Origin of the sequence: uncultured Pseudoteredinibacter sp. (genome assembly GCF_947500695.1) — a bacterium.
In the GTDB taxonomy this organism is placed as follows: Bacteria; Pseudomonadota; Gammaproteobacteria; order Pseudomonadales; family Cellvibrionaceae; genus Pseudoteredinibacter.
The window spans coordinates 40,621-57,209 of the sequence record NZ_CANMSS010000007.1 but is presented as its reverse complement, the minus strand read 5'-3'; the positions used below and the strand labels follow the sequence as shown (position 1 = coordinate 57,209).

Annotated in this window: 13 protein-coding genes; 5 read left to right on the top strand and 8 right to left on the bottom strand. The window is 45.6% G+C overall.

What is annotated here, in order from left to right:
• Positions 1–167 precede the first annotated feature (167 nt).
• Entirely contained in the window at positions 168–587 is a 420-nt protein-coding gene (locus Q1A08_RS13395; protein ID WP_299773724.1) for a DUF6515 family protein, read from the top strand.
• A 124-nt stretch (positions 588–711) separates the two neighbouring features.
• Here Q1A08_RS13395 and Q1A08_RS13390 read toward each other — a convergent pair whose 3' ends face one another.
• The 5 genes from Q1A08_RS13390 to Q1A08_RS13370 form a co-directional block, all read right to left on the bottom strand.
• A complete protein-coding gene (locus Q1A08_RS13390; protein WP_299773722.1) occupies positions 712–1,473 on the bottom strand; it encodes a hypothetical protein in 762 nt (253 codons plus the stop codon).
• A gap of 335 nt (positions 1,474–1,808) precedes the next feature.
• The gene (locus Q1A08_RS13385; protein ID WP_299773720.1) at positions 1,809–2,531 is read right to left on the bottom strand and encodes a CpsB/CapC family capsule biosynthesis tyrosine phosphatase; all 723 of its coding nucleotides are present in this window, start codon (positions 2,529–2,531) and stop codon (positions 1,809–1,811) included.
• Entirely contained in the window at positions 2,528–4,816 is a 2,289-nt protein-coding gene (locus Q1A08_RS13380; RefSeq protein WP_299773718.1) for a polysaccharide biosynthesis tyrosine autokinase, read from the bottom strand. The genes Q1A08_RS13385 and Q1A08_RS13380 overlap by 4 nt, the downstream gene beginning before the upstream one ends.
• Before the next feature lie 60 nt (positions 4,817–4,876).
• On the bottom strand, positions 4,877–5,461 hold the full coding sequence (locus tag Q1A08_RS13375) for a polysaccharide biosynthesis/export family protein (protein ID WP_299773716.1): 585 nt from the start codon (positions 5,459–5,461) through the stop codon (positions 4,877–4,879).
• A gap of 254 nt (positions 5,462–5,715) precedes the next feature.
• The gene (locus Q1A08_RS13370; RefSeq protein WP_299773714.1) at positions 5,716–6,942 is read right to left on the bottom strand and encodes an outer membrane beta-barrel protein; all 1,227 of its coding nucleotides are present in this window, start codon (positions 6,940–6,942) and stop codon (positions 5,716–5,718) included.
• 630 nt (positions 6,943–7,572) lie between these two features.
• Here Q1A08_RS13370 and galU point away from each other — a divergent pair.
• The 4 genes from galU to Q1A08_RS13350 all read left to right on the top strand — a co-directional run bounded on the left by galU (position 7,573) and on the right by Q1A08_RS13350 (position 12,380).
• Entirely contained in the window at positions 7,573–8,487 is a 915-nt protein-coding gene (gene galU, locus Q1A08_RS13365; protein WP_299773712.1) for a UTP--glucose-1-phosphate uridylyltransferase GalU, read from the top strand.
• A gap of 39 nt (positions 8,488–8,526) precedes the next feature.
• Positions 8,527–10,176, top strand: a complete 1,650-nt coding sequence (gene pgi, locus Q1A08_RS13360) for a glucose-6-phosphate isomerase (protein WP_299773711.1) — start codon at positions 8,527–8,529, stop codon at positions 10,174–10,176.
• Positions 10,177–10,298: 122 nt separating this feature from the next.
• A complete protein-coding gene (locus tag Q1A08_RS13355; RefSeq protein ID WP_299773709.1) occupies positions 10,299–11,591 on the top strand; it encodes a nucleotide sugar dehydrogenase in 1,293 nt (430 codons plus the stop codon).
• 222 nt (positions 11,592–11,813) lie between these two features.
• Positions 11,814–12,380 (top strand): UPF0149 family protein, encoded by a 567-nt coding sequence (locus Q1A08_RS13350; protein WP_299773707.1) that lies wholly within the window; start codon positions 11,814–11,816, stop codon positions 12,378–12,380.
• 118 nt (positions 12,381–12,498) lie between these two features.
• Here Q1A08_RS13350 and Q1A08_RS13345 read toward each other — a convergent pair whose 3' ends face one another.
• From Q1A08_RS13345 to Q1A08_RS13335, 3 genes are read right to left on the bottom strand one after another with little or no spacing between them, the layout of a single operon-like run.
• Positions 12,499–13,233: a WecB/TagA/CpsF family glycosyltransferase gene (locus Q1A08_RS13345; RefSeq protein ID WP_299773705.1), complete on the bottom strand. Its 735-nt coding sequence runs from the start codon at positions 13,231–13,233 to the stop codon at positions 12,499–12,501.
• Complete coding sequence (locus tag Q1A08_RS13340; protein ID WP_299773703.1) at positions 13,220–14,398, bottom strand: hypothetical protein; 1,179 nt, start codon at positions 14,396–14,398, stop codon at positions 13,220–13,222. The genes Q1A08_RS13345 and Q1A08_RS13340 overlap by 14 nt, the downstream gene beginning before the upstream one ends.
• Before the next feature lie 2 nt (positions 14,399–14,400).
• Positions 14,401–16,572, bottom strand: coding sequence for a bi-domain-containing oxidoreductase (locus Q1A08_RS13335; RefSeq protein WP_299773701.1), 2,172 nt, complete (start codon positions 16,570–16,572; stop codon positions 14,401–14,403).
• Positions 16,573–16,589 lie beyond the last annotated feature (17 nt).

Sequence of the window (16,589 nt, the reverse complement as noted above, 5' to 3'; positions counted from 1 at the left end):
CCCTAGGGATCTGACCCCACACAAACAAAGGGGTCAGGTCCCACGGGACCTGACCCCGGCTCGGAGCCGAGATCTACCCACCACAACCCCTTTCCACAATTCCTACACACTCACTCCACAATCCCCCCTTAAGGTAGACCATGACTAAAACAACAGGAGATAGCCCCATGAAGCCATCATCCAAAGCTAAACTAGCCGTTGTAGCATCTGCCTTTGCGCTAAGCCTCGGCCTAAGCCAGCAGAGTATCGCCCATAAAGCCAAAACCGTTACGGTGCATAAACACAAGGCGCACCATCACCACCACTTGCCTAAGGCTCACCATAAATTCACTTGGAATGGCCTAAGTTATTTTGTAGCAAGCGGTTTGTTTTATCGATTTGTTGATGATCACTACACCGTAGTTGCAACCCCACATGGCGCAAGGCTTAAAGTCTTGCCAGGAAAAGCAAAGGTGGTGGTAGTCAATAAAAAACACTATCACATAGTGAATGGCCACTATTACCGATACAGCAAGAAGCACCATGACTATGTATTGGTAAAACAACCACACAAGCATAAGCACGTAAAAGTAGTAGCACACTTCTAGACCCTGCCGGGCACAACCGGGGTCAGAACCCTAGGGTTCTGCCCCCTTCTTTTTACATAGAATTGCGGCACTAGGGGTCAGACCCCATGGGGTCTGACCCCGGCTTCGAAGCCGAGATGCTCACTCACCCGCACACAGTTTTATACTGCTTAAATTCCCTAGAAAGATGAGCACAAATAGAATAGCGATGCGGGCTTTGTTTTAAGTTTCTAGCAATAACCTTTGCATTACGACGAATGCCGCGATTGTAGTTTTCTATGATGGTTGCTTTGAGTTTTTTGGCTTCGATACTGGGGTCAGAACCCTCTGGGTTCTGACCCCGGCTTTGCAACTCTGGCCAAACAATCTGCCCTACCAAAGCGAGCTGAATATTCACTGTATTCTCCCAAGGCCCAAAGCGCGCAGCTTGCAGCAGCGCTTGTTCGAACTCTTGATCAAACTTCTGTTGATAAGCTTTCATCAAGGCAATACCAGACCAACTATAAGGCCATCGCGGGCGCAGCTCGATGGCGGTTTTATGTAAGTCTATTGCCTGCTGAGCAAGAGAGTTAATACGTGCTTGGCTTTCTGATTGCGGCTCTCGTTGTTCTTTCAAAATAGCTAGCCATAAAAAGTAGGCTTTTAAATCGTGGTATTCGGCGTGATAAGGATTCCAGCTGCGAGCACTTTCGGCTTCTTCTAAAGCTTTATCTAGTTCTTCTTTGGTGGGCAAGCGATCTTCTTTAAACCAACGATCAGATGCGTAGCGTGCAGGGTATGAAGCCGCATCTGCCATAGCGAAACGAAAGGCAAAAATGATAACCACAAGAATAATAAGCACCATTGGCACAAACCAAAGCCAATGCTTATTAAAATTTGATGCTGTACTAGCTGAAAAATCGCCCATTAAAAAACACCAAAACCAAACTAAACAAAGGGGCCACAACCTGGGGTCAGATCCCCTGGGATCTGACCCCGACATCGGAGCCGGGATCTAAACCGCAACTACCCAAGCAATAAACGGCAACACCTAAAAGATCATCTAAACCAAATACACCGTGCCCTAACAAGGGGTCAGATCCCTTGGGATCTGACCCCGATATCGGAGCCGGGGTTTAAATCGCAACTACCCAAGCAATAAACGGCAACACCTAAAAGATCACCTAAATCAAAAACATCGTGCCTTAACATGGGGTCAGATCCCTTGGGATCTGACCCCGGTATCGGAGCCGGCCTTGGTCGCTAGCCGCTTAGGCCTGCAATTCTTCCCGGGTTTGCGACAAACAACTGCTCTGCCATCTCATCCCCATAACGCTCAGCCACCGCAGCAAACGCTTCCGATAAAATCGGCGGTCGCGACTCACAATTATGAGCATCACTCGCAACAATCGTCGCCCACCCTTGTTCTAGAATAGTATGTGCTGTCTCGTACGCATAATCACCAAAGCGATCACAAATACTCATTGCGGTTAACTGCAACAAACACCCCATTTCTAAAAACGGATACAAGCGGCTAATATCCGCTGCTATGCCTTTGTTCCTCTCTGGGTGCGCAATCATCGGCAACACCCCCCGATCAATCAGCCACTTGGCTAACTTATCGCTCCCCGGCGGCACATTACCGTGGGGCAACTCCAGCAACATTACCTGCTTACCTTCCCATTCACCCAAATACGGTAAGGCTTGGTTAGCAAACAAGGCTAACACCTCAGCTGACAAACGCACCTCACCCGCCATGGCTAAACTCAAGGGAATATTTTCTGCCACTAACTGAGATTGCAAATGCTCAAAAACAGGCTGAATAGATTGGCGAGTATTTTCCCAGCGGCCTGGGTGAATATGAGGAGTGGCGGTCATATGGCGAATGCCATCAGCTGCCGCCATTTTGCATAGCGCTAAGGCATCTTCAAGATCGCGGGCACCGTCATCGATGCCCGGTAAAATATGGCAGTGTAAATCAATCATGCCGCCCGAATTTTCTGCTCTTCTTTTTGGTTTTTATTGGCCTTAGCCGTTTCTGCTGCGTAGCCGTAACTATCATAATAGCCCGCATAATAATCGGAGCCGTAATAACGTGAAGTTTTATCCAAATCTACTTGATTCAAAATTACGCCAACCAGCGGCGCATTAATATCGCGCAAACGCTTTAAGCCAGCTTTTACTTGGGTTGCCGAGGTAGAATCAGCTTTTACTACATAAACCATCGCACCCACCAAAGGCGCAATCGCCAAAGCATCACTCACCGCCTGACACGGCGGCAAATCAATAACGATACGATCGTATTTATCCTCAAGTACTTTCAAAGCCTGAGCAAAACGTCTTGAGGATAACAACTCTAAAGGATTCGGTGGAATCATACCGGCCAGCATCACATCCACATCGCCTTCTTCATAACGCTGAATACAGTCACTGAGATCAGCCGTACCAGCTACGAGTGCAGACAAGCCTGGCTTGGCACGATCTAAGCCCAATACTTTACCAATGGATGGGCGGCGCATATCGGCATCGATCAATAAGGTGTTTTCCATTTGCGATAATGCGCAGGCAAGGCTGATGGATGTCGATGTTTTACCTTCTGAAGGTACTGTAGAGGTTACAGAAATTGTTTTTTCTGGCGAATCCAAAGAGGACAATACAATACCTGTACGTATTGTTCGCACAGCTTCACCAAAGCCTATATCCTCACCCTCAACAAAAGCACGATAACTCTTGATGGCTTTGTCTTTGCCCTTAGACTTAATAAGCGGCAGTAAGCCCAACATGGTGCTTTGTAATTTCTGTTCAATATCTTCCGTTGTTTTGATAGTGTTATTTAGGGCTTCCAGCAAGAAAGCACACATCACCGCAAACATACCGCTCACCACCATAGCCAATACGGCAATCAAGCCTTTCTTTGGTTTAGCGGGTAAAACAGGAACAACCGCCGGATCTACAATACGAGCATTAGCCGTATTCAAGTCACCCGTTGCACTGGTTTCATTAATACGCTGTAAAAAGGTATTGTAAATAGCGCGCTTGGTTTCTACGTTTTGCTCTAACTCGCGCAATTTAAAACGCTTGCGACTTAAGCTTTGCAAATTGCCTTTTGTTCCTGCCAGTGCATTATCTAAACTACGCTCGCTAGCCACGGCTGCACGATAATCTGATTCAATACCTTTGGCTACAGAAACCACCTGCGCATCTAAAGCCGCTTTAGCTCTTAAAACCTCCGATTCTACAGCAATCATTTTGGGGTGCTTATAACCATAGCGCTTTGCTAACTCAGAACGCTTTAGCTCTACCTCTAACAGCGATTCTTTATAGTTTTGCACAGACTTATCACGTAGAACGCCAGAAATACGCTGCAAGCCCTCACTATTGTTGCTACCAACTGTGCGTATCTGCTGATACACACCCTCTAAGGCCAAGCGCTCTTTGCGGGCATCAACCAATTTATCTGCGACCAAATCGACTTCTTTATTCGCGATATCCGTGCCGCCCTGCTTACCTACAAGACCTTCTTTATCTTTATATTGCTGCAAGGCCAACTCTGACGCGTTTAGCTCAGCCTTAATATTACCCATACGATCATTCAGCCAGGACGAAGCCTGCACGGTAACTTCCAACTTTGCCTCAAGGCCACTTTCTATATAGGCCATGCCCAATTCATTTGCCACATCGGCTGCTAATTGAGCATCATTGGCCTCAAAAGAAACTTTGGCCAACTGGGTTTTACGCACTGGCGAGATGGCTACTCGCTCTATAAAGCCATCTACAAAACGATTAAAGCGAGCGCTTTCAGATAACTCTTCCGCCTTACCTGGCAACTCAAAGGGCAACAGCCCCTTCCAATCAAACCCCTCTTCTTCTTGAAACTCAGGGTGCGATTGCAAGTTTAATTTAAGAATCACTTTCTCGGCCAAGCTTCGACTTTTTAGAATTTCAAACTGTGTTAAGAAATATTCTTGGTTGGTACTTTCTAGACCATAGACCTCTTCAATAGAAACCACATTGGCATTTTGATTTTCAATTAACAGGGTTGCTGTAGCCTTATAGACAGGCTTCATAGAGAACAAAACCAGCACAGTAAGTACTGTCACCACAAATGAGAAACCCACTATCCCCCAGCGATAACGCATCAACGTGCGCCAATACTGACGAAGGTCGATCACCTCTTCATCATATGCAGCCCCCATAGCAGGCTGATTTAGTGCCATCGGTGAGGCATGCACCGCTGTGGGTACATGTGAATTATGAGCAGGAGGGTTCATAAAATTATTCCGTTTTTGCTAGTGCCACTGCACACCTTGTGCTTCGCCTTGCTTTTATTGTTAGAAAAAGCTCTGTTCTATATCGATAATATCGCCGGGCAAAATTTTACTGCTTAACTCGCCCTTATAAACACTGCTTGTGCCATCGGCTTTTTCGCGAGTAATCGTAATTTTGCTTTTGGATGCACGCTCAGTAAAGCCACCCGCTAGAGCTACGGCTTTTTGCAGTGTTAAGCCTGGCAAAAAGGCAAAACCGCCCGGCTCTTCTACTTCGCCATTAATAAAAAACTGGCGATACTCCACAACAGACACATTTACACTAGGGTTTATCAAGTAACCGTCTTTTAATTGTGTAGTGATGTATTCGCTTAACTCACCAGTGGTAAGACCCTTAACTTTAATTTCACCTACAAACGGGTAAGAGATGGTACCCGCATCACTTAAGCGAGTTTCAAGGCTTAAATCGTCTTCACCAAAAACCTGAATACTCATTAGATCACCCGAACCTAAACGGTAATCGGACAGGCCTGCCTCTTGAGCACTAATTTGTGGGGCAATAGCAAAGCAAACTAAGAATAAAAACAGAAAAGAAACATTAAATTGACGCTGCAGAAACCACAGCTGCGAAGAAATACGCTCAACCACAATACACCTCTATCCTTGAATTGCCATAGCGACTGCACACTAGTTGCCACTGGCCAAACATCAAATATTCGGCACTGGCGCATAGAGCCACATTATGACACAGGAACACCCAAGTAAAACTACCGTTTGGCAGGCGCACCAGATTTAAAAATGATACACAGCCAAAAATTTAGAAACAAAAGTGGGCGACAATAAAAGCCGCCCACTGATATTCAAAAACCCAAGCAAATTAACTTTATGAAAGCGCTCAGCTCTTATAAAGAAACATCCGCTCGCAAATAAATCGTATTTTTATCGTAATCTAAACCTGAAATATTGGAGCTACGATCACTGTAATCATAGTTCAAGCTTAAATCTAACCAGCGACGCATGTTATACATTAAGCTAATACCCCAAGTATCTTCTTCGTCTTCTCGGGCATTGCCAATGTATTCACCATCACGACGGCCAGCCGTTAAGCGAGTACTGAAGCGATCACTCCAGTTATGCATCCAGCTCACACTCAAGCTGGTGCGATCAATATAAGATCCTGTACCATCGGTTTCTTCTGGTAGTTTTGAGGTTGCCAATGTAAACACAGAACGCTCAATCGGAGCCCAATCCACACTTACTTCCCAGCTAACGTTATCATCATCTTGAAGATTGGAGTCGAAATCCTTCTCAGCCAAACCGACTTTAACGGTACCTGTTGTTTGTGCTGTTGCTTCCCAAGTCGCACCCACTAGGTAAAACGTTTCAGTGCTATCCAATGGCGAAGTTGTTAGATCGTAATCGATCTTTTTACGCTTAATCTCAAAAATAGCTTGAGTTTTAGGCGCTACGCGATAATAGAAAGTACCGGCGACATAATTGTTCTTGCGATCACGGGCTGCATTTTGATCCAAAAAGTTGGTGTACTCTTTATCCAAAAAACCAGCCGCAACTTTTAGGCGGCCATCGGCTTCTTTACCGCCGTAGGTATACGCCACATCAAAAGTGCGCTCGTCATACTCTGCTGGCACCGGGTTAGATGTTGCATCGTTACCTTGGTTGGCACCGGTACCACGTGGCTCGTGATTCTTGGTAAAAGCAGCACTAACATCAAGATAGTTACGGCTATTTAGCTCTAGATTGATATCACCACGCAAGGAATGATCGGTGTAATCATCATCTCGGCTATCTTGCACGATACCGTGATTTACACCATAGGTGATGGAGTAGCTGTCATTGCCATTTTCAGCAATAAACTGCACTTGAGGGTTAATAATAGTTACCCAGGATTCCTTCTCGTTGCCGTCTGTTAAGAAAAGGTTGCTATCGTAACCATTGCTTATACCTAAGGTAGGTACAAGCCGAAAAGGCCCCATATCTACAGCGGCAGGCTCCAGTGCATTAACCGGCAGCGCCATTGCAATAGCTAAGGGCAGTGTGGCGAGCTGAACGCTCTTTTTTCCTAAGATCAGCTTAGCCTTATGGCCAATACAGCCGGTACGCGTCGTCATGACGTCCTCCATGATTATGTCCTTCCTTTTTGCTCCCTAAACCCGCCATTGCGCTCTCTACCGGCTACGCCACAATGACCGAAACAGACCCATTTGTTTATTTGTCGTTATAAAAACACCACGAGCTCAATAAATCAGGATGACTACTTAAGCACAACTAAAAGGACTTAGTTCGTAGTTTGGGGGCAGACTTTATCACACTTTTGGGGTATTTCTAATGCCGCTAGCGCCAAAAAGCATAACATTTCACCAATTAAACGATTTGCGCGCCAATTATTTGACTAACGCTGCCCCATCAACTACATGCAATGCGAGATCTTTGTTTGCACAAAAAATAAGCTTAGCAAGCCACCATGTCAGATATATAACAACGATAAGGCAATAACTCGAAAGTCTTTGCTTGGGCGACATAAAATAGACATGTTAGACTACTACCGTGTGCTGGATGCAAGTGCCAACCAGATAGGAATGCACATCATAAAAATAAGACGCGCGTCTTAAGAGCCAACCCTAAATGTTTGAACGCAAGGGTTTGAGCTGGCTAGGGTGAACGCCAACTCAGTTGGGCGAAGAATGCAAGGGCTGCTGTTATTCGCGTAAATCAAATATGGATATTTAAGGGTCTTTCAAATGCAAAGTAGTACCTCTTTAGTGATCTCAAAACCATTACGTAAAGTGATTATTCCAGTGGCCGGTTTAGGCACCCGTGTGCTACCCGCCAGCAAGGCAATCCCCAAAGAAATGCTGCCCGTTGTTGATAAACCAGTGATTCAGCATGTGGTGGAAGAAGCGGCAGCGGCAGGATTTACCGATATTATTTTGGTGAGCCGTAGTGGCAAAAGCGCCATTGAAGATCACTTTGATGTGCACTATGAGCTGGAAGCTGAGCTTGCCCGCAAAAACAAAGATGCCATTTTAGAGAGCGTGCAAAGTACCTTGCCTGCAGGTGTAAATATTAGCAGCGTGCGCCAAGCAAAAGCCCTTGGCCTAGGGCATGCCGTGCTATGTGCAGCACCGTTGATTGGCGATGAGGATTTTGCGGTGATTTTGCCGGATATGCTTATCCCTACCCCTGTCAAGCAAGAGGCTGATTTAAGCCAAATGGTCGCCGCCTATAAAGCTCACGGCTGTGGTCAAATCATGGTGGAAGCCGTGCCAGAAGATAAGGTAGAGCGCTATGGCATTGTTGATTGCAATGGCGAATCGCCAGCGGCTGGTGAGTGCGCCGACATTATAGGCATGGTAGAAAAACCAAAGCCTGCCGATGCCCCTTCTAATCTCAGCATTAATGGCCGCTATATTTTACCGGCGCGCGTAATGGAGCTATTAGTAGACACCCAACCTGGCGCTGGCAACGAAATACAGCTTACTGATGCCATGGCCAACCTTATAGCCGAAGGCGGTAAGCTAATGGCCTATACCATGCATAGCAAAAGCTACGACTGCGGCAATAAGGCCGGCTTTTTAGAAGCCAATATTGTTTATGGCTTAGAGCACCCGGAAACTAAAGACAGTTTACGCGCTCTATTAGCCAACATAATTTAAAACGGCACAGCCCTTGCGAACTAATTACAAATAAAAACTATGAATACTATTAGCGCAGGCCCTCATTGGCAGGCCTTGCAAGCTCTGGCAGAAAACCAGCGTTTGCAGCCCATTCACCAGTTGTTTAGCGAAAATCCCGAGCGTTTCAGCCAGCTGAGCTTTCGTCTTGGGGCACTATTGGTGGATTTTTCCAAACAACATTATCAGCAAGAGACTATTGATCAGCTGATTGCATTAGCCGAAGAAAGCGAGCTGCCCAATTGGATAGATAAACTCTTTGCAGGTGCCGAAGTCAACCACACCGAAAACCGCCCAGCACTGCATACAGCATTACGCTTACCCGAGGGGCGCGAATGCTTTTTAGATGGGCACAATATCAGTATCGATGTGCAAGAAAATTTAAAGCGCATGGAAGAGCTGGTTAATCATATTCATACCGGTCAGTGGCGCGGCTTTAGCGGCGAAGCAATCAATACCGTTGTGAATATTGGCGTGGGCGGTTCAGATCTTGGGCCACTGATGGCTTGCAACGCACTTGCCGAAACTCCCGCCCGCGATGACAGCAGCCAGCTTGCACAGCAAGCCGCTATTGATGTGCACTTTGTAAGCTCTATGGATGGCAGCCAGCTGGCGGACCTACTAAAGGTGCTTAACCCTGCCCGCACATTGTTTGTAATCGCCTCTAAAAGTTTTACCACTATCGATACCATGGCCAATGCCGCCACCGCAAAAGAGTGGCTATGTAAACATGCCAATTGTAGCGATACTGCTTTAGTAGCTAGGCACTTTATTGGGGTTTCGTCTAAGCCAGAGAAAATGCTGGATTGGGGCATCCCCAAACAAAACCAACTAGAGTTTTGGGAGTGGACTGGCGGACGCTACTCCATGTGGTCGGCCATTGGCTTACTTATCGCCTTAAAGCTAGGCATGAGCACCTTTAAAGATATGCTGGCCGGTGCTCACAATATGGATGAACACTTTCGCCTAACGCCATTAAAAGAAAATATTCCTGTTTTACTCGCATTAACCGGCATCTGGAATATTAATTTTTTAAATATAGGCGCCCATGCCATATTGCCATATGACGGCCGCTTAAAAAACTTGCCAGCTTATTTAGAGCAGCTAGAGATGGAAAGCAATGGCAAAAGCGTAAACCGCCAAGGCGAAACCGTCGATTATAATACCTGTCCTATTTTATGGGGCGAAATTGGCACCAATGCACAGCACGCTTTTTATCAATTGCTGCACCAAGGCACTGAAGCCGTGATGTGTGATTTTATCGTAGCCGCTAAGCGCTACGGCCCAGATGCCAGCCAAGAGCTACGTCACCAACATCAATTAAACCTAGCCAACTGCTTTGCCCAAAGCCGCATTTTAGCCTTGGGCGATAGCGTACTTGAGGATGCCCATACCGCACCTGCCCATAAGCGGTACCAGGGCAACCAGCCTTGCACCACCATCATGCTGAATGAGCTCAGCCCATTCACTTTTGGCCAATTGATCGCCATGTACGAACATAAAGTATTTGTGCAATCGGTTATTTGGGGGATCAACCCCTTCGATCAATGGGGTGTAGAACTTGGCAAACAGGTTGCCACCAATCTGCTCGGGCAACTCGACGGTGAAAACCTAGAAACACTTGATGCCTCTACCGCTGGCTTAATCAAAACAATTAATGGAGATAAGTAGATAAAGAGCTAGATGCAAGATGTGAGATGTAAGACGAAGGCAAACTGAAGAGCCTTGTACTTCCCTCAAACTAGGCACTCACATCTACCGCCTCACCTCTCACATCTTACTTTTTATATATTATGAAAATAGCCATTTGGGGTAATGAATTAATCGCTTGGACAGCGGCCGCCTGTTTTGCCGAAATGGGTAACGAGGTTTTGTTTGTGCCGCATTATAAAGGCGGTAGTGAAAACACTCGCAAAAGCAGCAGCAAAGATGCGCCTGCAAACGTAAAAGAAGAGCCAGGCTTAATTAAGCAATTTGAAGAACAAGAAAATAGTGGCCGCCTACAATTTAGCGACAGTGGCAATGCCAGCGAAGCCATACTGCATCTACTTGCTTTTTTACCTAAGCAAATTGACCTGGCCAACTCTCTATGTGAACTATTAGCCATTGATGAAAGCCGCCAACTGGTGCTCATCAACACCAGTAACTTTGGTATTGGCGCCAGTGACAAGCTGCAGGAACAGTTTAAAGGCCAGCAGCAAATTATGGCATATATTCCCGATCAACTGCCTGCTGGTAGCGCACTTAAAAATTTTAAACAACCGGATCATCTGATCATAGGCTGCCAGCACGATTGGGCGCTAATGCATATTCGCGCCTTATACCGCCCCTTTAGCCAAAACCTAAACAACTGGCTAATAATGAGTGCCAAAGAAGCTGAATATACCAAGTTCGCTATCACCGGCATGTTGGCACTGCGCCTAGCCTATATAAATGACCTAGCAAACTTAGCGGATGAGCTAGATGTCGATATCGATATTATTCGTGAAGCCATGGGCAGCGATGAACGTATTGGCCAGCATTACTTAAACCCAGGCTGCGGCTTTGGCGGTGAACACTTTCCGCAATATATTGAAGGGCTAGCAGGCACTTTAAGCGAAGCGAGAAACTCCAGTTTGCTAAGCACAGTGCTAGAGCAAAATGAAAAGCAAAAAGAGCTTCCCTTCAGAAAGCTGTGGCGCCATTACGATTGTGACCTACAAGGCAAAACCATCAGCATTTGGGGCCTAGCCTTTAAACCCGGCACCGCTAGCATAAGCAATGCACCCAGCTTAAAAATTATCGATGCCCTATTAAACCAAGGCTGCACAGTACAAGTGCACGATCCAATGGCGCTGGAAAATATACAGCAGCATTTCGAGCAGCATATATACCGCAATCAACTACAACTATGCCAACATGAAATGCAAACCCTAGAAAACAGTGACGGCCTACTATTACTCACCGAATGGCCCCAATACTCATCCCCCGATTATCAGGCTATGAGTGAATTGATGAATACTCAACTAATCATCGACGGCCGCAACCTATTCGATAAAGAATTCCTCCAAGAACTAGGCTTCACCTACCAAGGCGTAGGCCGCTAAGTATAAAGCGAGACCGAAAGCGGCAAAGCCCCCCACCCAACGGGGTCAGACCCTCACAGGGTCTGACCCCAAACTCATGCACAATCTAAACGCCAAAGCTGAACTGGGGTCAGAACCCAAGGGTTCTGACCCCTAGCCCCTGCACAATCCAAACGCCCCCCACTCACAACCCCACCACATAGTCTAAGCTTAAAAAATCACCACCAAACAAAAAGCCCAACCATGCCCATAAAAACCATCCACCTCCCCAGCGACAGCCAACAACAGGTCCTAACCCAAGAGCTCGCTCGCTTCCAAAAAATCCCAGGTGCCCTAAACCTAGAGCAACTAGACGGTTACTTCACCGCCCTGCACCTAAGCCCTACAGATTACGACATCGCCGACTGGCTAGAACTAATATGGGGCGGCGGAGACCTACCAGTAGGCGGTCTCTTCTACAGCACCGATGAAATCCAACAGTTCTTCACCACAATGATCCAACACTGGCACAATGTACGCACACGCTTAGAAGAAGATGAGCTATTTATGCCACTCACCTTTATCACCAGAAACGACGCCAGCTACTGGGCACAAGGTTTTTTATTAGGCACAAAGCTCTACGAAAAGACATGGCAAGAATACTGCGAAACAGACGAACAAGGCATAGAAACCACACTACTAGCGCAGGCCTACCTACACCACAAAGACGAAAACCTAAAAACCTATCAAACAGAAGAAGAACATCAAAAGTACACCGCTGATTTAAACCAACAACTAATCATCACCCTAAATCATTTCATAAAAAACTAAACCAAAACAAAAAAAGGGGTCAGAATCCAAGGGTTCTGACCCCACATCGAAGCCGAGATATTTAAGCCTCAACAGAATTCGCCGCCAGGCACTAAATTACAACCACAGCCTACTAAAACTACAAACGCTTAAACTTTTCCTTAATCAACAACCAAGCATACTGAGTATTAGTCATAAGATAACGCTTCCACATACGTCTAGGCTCCTGGAAAACCCTAAAGAGCCACTCCAAACCAGACCGCTGCATCCAAATCGGCGCCCTTTTAACTTTACCAGCCACCACATCAAATGTACCGCCTACACCCATTACTAAATTTACACCAAGCTCTTCACGCCATTTATTAATAAAGTTCTCCTTCTTTGGAGAGGTAATAGCAACAAAGAGTAAATCTGCACCAGAATCTTTTACCGCTTTAACCAAAGACTCCTCGTCATCCCAAAAGTAACCATGGTGGAAGCCCGCAACTTTTAAATTAGGATGCCTTGCATTCATTATAGAAGCTGTCTTCTCAACAACTTCTTGCTGGGCGCCGAGAAAGAAGACAGAATACCCTTCCCGCTCCGCCATTACATTCAATTCTAGAAACAAATCAACGCCCGCAACTCTTTCTTTTACCTCATGTCCTAGAAAGCGAGCCCCCCAAACAACACCCATCCCGTCGATATTTATGATATCGCACTCAGTTACAGAACTAGCCAATTCAGAGTCTTTGCGCATATTCACTAGCTTTGCGACATTTACCACCACATGCTGCGTAAACAAATTATCCTTCAAGCGGCACGCAATGGTTTCGACTGTTTCCATCATGCTACCAGCATCCATTTGGGAACCTAAAAATTCAATCCTTTTCATTTTGCTCAGCCAATTTTCGACAATAATATGAGAATGAGTAATAAACCCAAGCTTGAGTCCAGCGGGTATAGTTAGTTTTGTTCACAAAGTGCTTAGTCTTCTGGTAGACAAATCTTTTTTTGTCCGACATGTACAATTCACTAATAGACCAATTTATAACCTTTTCAGCCATTGAATAGTCGCTTGCTCCTCCACCTACTTTAATGAACGTAATTATTGCCTGAGAAACAGAATGCATATCTAGAGGATAAGGGTTATTGCTATAGTATTTGGCCAGCCCATTTTTCTCGAAGAGCTGATCTTTGTAGTACTCATACCCTTTAGCAATTGCTCCGTCAAACTCCGATGTACCCAAACTAGTCCGCAACATATCCAGAGCTTCAAGATTATAACCTGTATGAAACCCATCTATAAATTGATGATGGTGCCGGCTACCATAAACCCAAGACCCATCGCTTGCCTGTTCCGAAATAGATTGTCTAGCTACAGAAAGAGCTAGCGCACTGTATTTCTCATTTCCAGTCTCATTTGCCACAAATGCAACCCAGGCAGATCCCCAGAGGCTAGCATTATGTACGAATGCTGCCTCTCCTGGAATATAAGCAAAAAATCTCCGACCACCTTCTTCAACGTAAAGAGTCTTTACAATAAAATTCGCCGCATCAAATGATGCATCGATATATTCTTGCCTTTTAAGCTCTGTCCCTATACGGTATAATGCTTGCGCCACGTATATCGTTGTAATCACATTCGGCTTTCCTCTAGGTACAAAGAAAGCTCTAGCATTCCAGTCGAAATGATATCCCCAACAAGCGTGCCCCCACTCTCCTGGATCACTCACTTGGCTAAGCAACCAGTCAGCCAAATATTCACATTCCTTTAGCAGCTGAGGGTCGCTTGAGTGTTTATATTGCTCCAACATTCCCAATATAAACAAAGCAACACCCTTAGGATTACGCTTTTCAGGAACCAGTAATAATCTTCGTAGATTGACGATTGAGCGTTTGTGAAATTGTATCCAAGCTAATCCAAAGATGCCCCGTTTCAAGAAAGGAACAACATTAAAAAATCGGCTATTTAGGCCATCAAAAGGGTCATACCCCCGAAAGCTATTTTCTAACGAAGCTCTAAATATATCGTGAGTCACTCTGGGTATTTGTTCCATATCTAAAATTCCAATGTCGCTAAATCGACATTCAAAGAAACACCAGAAGAGATAGATTCAACCGCCATAATAGTAGCCATACTATTACTCATCAAACAGTCATATGGTACACATTGCTCTCCAGCCTTTAGAGCCTTCAACCAAGCCTTAAGCATATTCGCCTGCCCTTTATCTTGGACGCCCTGCTTAATAGTTTTCACTTTAGAGTCGCCAGAGTAGAGCCGAACTAGCTTAAAGTCGTCAATTTCGGCGCTCAGCCCCCCACCTAAAACCTCAACGCGCTCTTTCGCCATCGACTTTGAGCCATCCGCGCAGTAAATAATATTAGCAACGCTACCACTTTCAAATTTCAAGCTCACAGACACACTATCATTTAAAAGGGCAGACTTTTCTTCTTTTCTAACAGCCATAGCAGAAACCAGAACAGGGTTAGATTTTGCAATGGCAGACGCCAAATCAACAAAGTGACATCCTTCACCAATAATCCTTCCGCCGCCCGTACGAGGGTCCTGAATCCAGTGATCTCGAGGAATTTCACCTGAGTTCACTCTAATATTAATCATCAATGGCGAGTCAATATACTCAAAGTGTTTAAGAACATGCTCGGTTGAAGGAGCAAATCTACGATTAAACCCCACCATCAAAGAAGCACTGGAGCTTTCATACAACCGATGAATTTCGCTTAATTCTTCGATAGACAAACCAAGTGGCTTTTCTACATAAACATGCTTGTCTTTCTTGAAAGCCTCACAAACAGCAACAGCATGAGAGTCATGGCGACTTGCCACAACTACCGCATTTGTATCTCTTTCTAGAAGCTCAACATAGTCTGACACACAAAAATCAAAACCAAACTGTTTCGCTACACTTTGGGCAGTACGACCACTAGCAGTTGCCAGCCCCCTCAGTTCCACATCAACATCTGCTTTCATCGGCGGAAGTAAGCTAGCAGTAGCGTAGTTGCCCGCACCAAAAAATGAAATTCCAATCCTTTCACTGAGAACCGCTTTCTTGCCCAGCTCTATCCTATTCATATTGGAAAATTCGTTCTCGTCTGGCTGATACCTCATCACTATCCCGAGATAAGGTTCTGTTTTCCTCCCTTCGATTAACTGATAAGCCTCTGCAGCCTTATCCACATCAAACCTATGAGTTATTAAAGGCTTAACATCAACACTCCCCTTGGAAACAAGTTCAAGAAAAGCTTGCATATTGCGCTGCTCTGTAAAGCGCACATAACCTAATGGGTAATCATTTCCATTTTCTTCATAGAAGGGGTCATATCGGCCAGGACCATAAGATCTAGAAATAACTACACTGATCTCCTTCTTAAAGTAATCCTCACGCGGAATATCCATGCGAATAGCACCAATCACCACCACTCGCCCTTTTTCACGCGTAACCTGCCCACATAGCTCGATTGGTTGATTGCTAGTGCTACCTGCACAGACTAGAACACCGTCAACCCCATGACCGGCAGTGATACCCTTACAAACCTCATCAATATTTGAGCCTGGATATGCACCTATTGCACCAAAGCCTTCAGCCCGCTTTACAAGCTCTACATCTAAATCAGTGGCGATCACTGTACAACCATTGGAACGCAAAAGCTGTACAGCAATCTGCCCAAGCAACCCTAAACCCAAAACTAAAAAAGTCTCCCCTAATTTGGGATCTGCAAGCCTGAGGCCTTGTAATGCTATTGACCCAACTGTAGCAAAAGAGGCCTCATCGTCAGAGACATTCTTTGGGACTTTCACAGCGAGATTCTTAGGAATCGCGACGTAATCTGCGTGATTTGCATAGCCAGCTCCTCCGCACGCCACTCTGTCTCCCGGCTGAAGTCCCTCCACTAACCCACCGACAGCCACAACTTCACCTGCGCTGCTATAACCCAACGGTGAAGGAGAGTCGAGCCGGGAATTAATAGTCTGAAGCGTTTTCTTGACACCCTCCGTTTTTACTTTATTAATTACTTGCCTTACTAAGTCAGGGCGGGCCTGAGCTTTTTGCAGTAAGTTTTTTTTGCCCATGTCAATTTTAGTTTTTTCCGTGCCAGCGCTAATTACCGACACCCTATTTTTCACTAAAATGAATTTATCCGACAATGTTGGAATCGGAACTTCATCGACTGAGACAACACCAGTTCTGAGAGTTTGGGTTACTTGTTTCATATAGTATTACTTCTATT

Coding starts and splice junctions, on each gene's coding strand:
- Q1A08_RS13380 (WP_299773718.1), bottom strand. CDS start 4,816: ATGAACCCTCCTGCTCATAATTCACATGTACCCACAGCGGTGCATGCC.
- Q1A08_RS13350 (WP_299773707.1), top strand. CDS start 11,814: ATGCCCATAAAAACCATCCACCTCCCCAGCGACAGCCAACAACAGGTC.
- Q1A08_RS13345 (WP_299773705.1), bottom strand. CDS start 13,233: ATGAAAAGGATTGAATTTTTAGGTTCCCAAATGGATGCTGGTAGCATG.
- galU (WP_299773712.1), top strand. CDS start 7,573: ATGCAAAGTAGTACCTCTTTAGTGATCTCAAAACCATTACGTAAAGTG.
- Q1A08_RS13340 (WP_299773703.1), bottom strand. CDS start 14,398: ATGGAACAAATACCCAGAGTGACTCACGATATATTTAGAGCTTCGTTA.
- Q1A08_RS13335 (WP_299773701.1), bottom strand. CDS start 16,572: ATGAAACAAGTAACCCAAACTCTCAGAACTGGTGTTGTCTCAGTCGAT.
- Q1A08_RS13385 (WP_299773720.1), bottom strand. CDS start 2,531: ATGATTGATTTACACTGCCATATTTTACCGGGCATCGATGACGGTGCC.
- pgi (WP_299773711.1), top strand. CDS start 8,527: ATGAATACTATTAGCGCAGGCCCTCATTGGCAGGCCTTGCAAGCTCTG.
- Q1A08_RS13355 (WP_299773709.1), top strand. CDS start 10,299: ATGAAAATAGCCATTTGGGGTAATGAATTAATCGCTTGGACAGCGGCC.
- Q1A08_RS13370 (WP_299773714.1), bottom strand. CDS start 6,942: ATGACGACGCGTACCGGCTGTATTGGCCATAAGGCTAAGCTGATCTTA.
- Q1A08_RS13390 (WP_299773722.1), bottom strand. CDS start 1,473: ATGGGCGATTTTTCAGCTAGTACAGCATCAAATTTTAATAAGCATTGG.
- Q1A08_RS13395 (WP_299773724.1), top strand. CDS start 168: ATGAAGCCATCATCCAAAGCTAAACTAGCCGTTGTAGCATCTGCCTTT.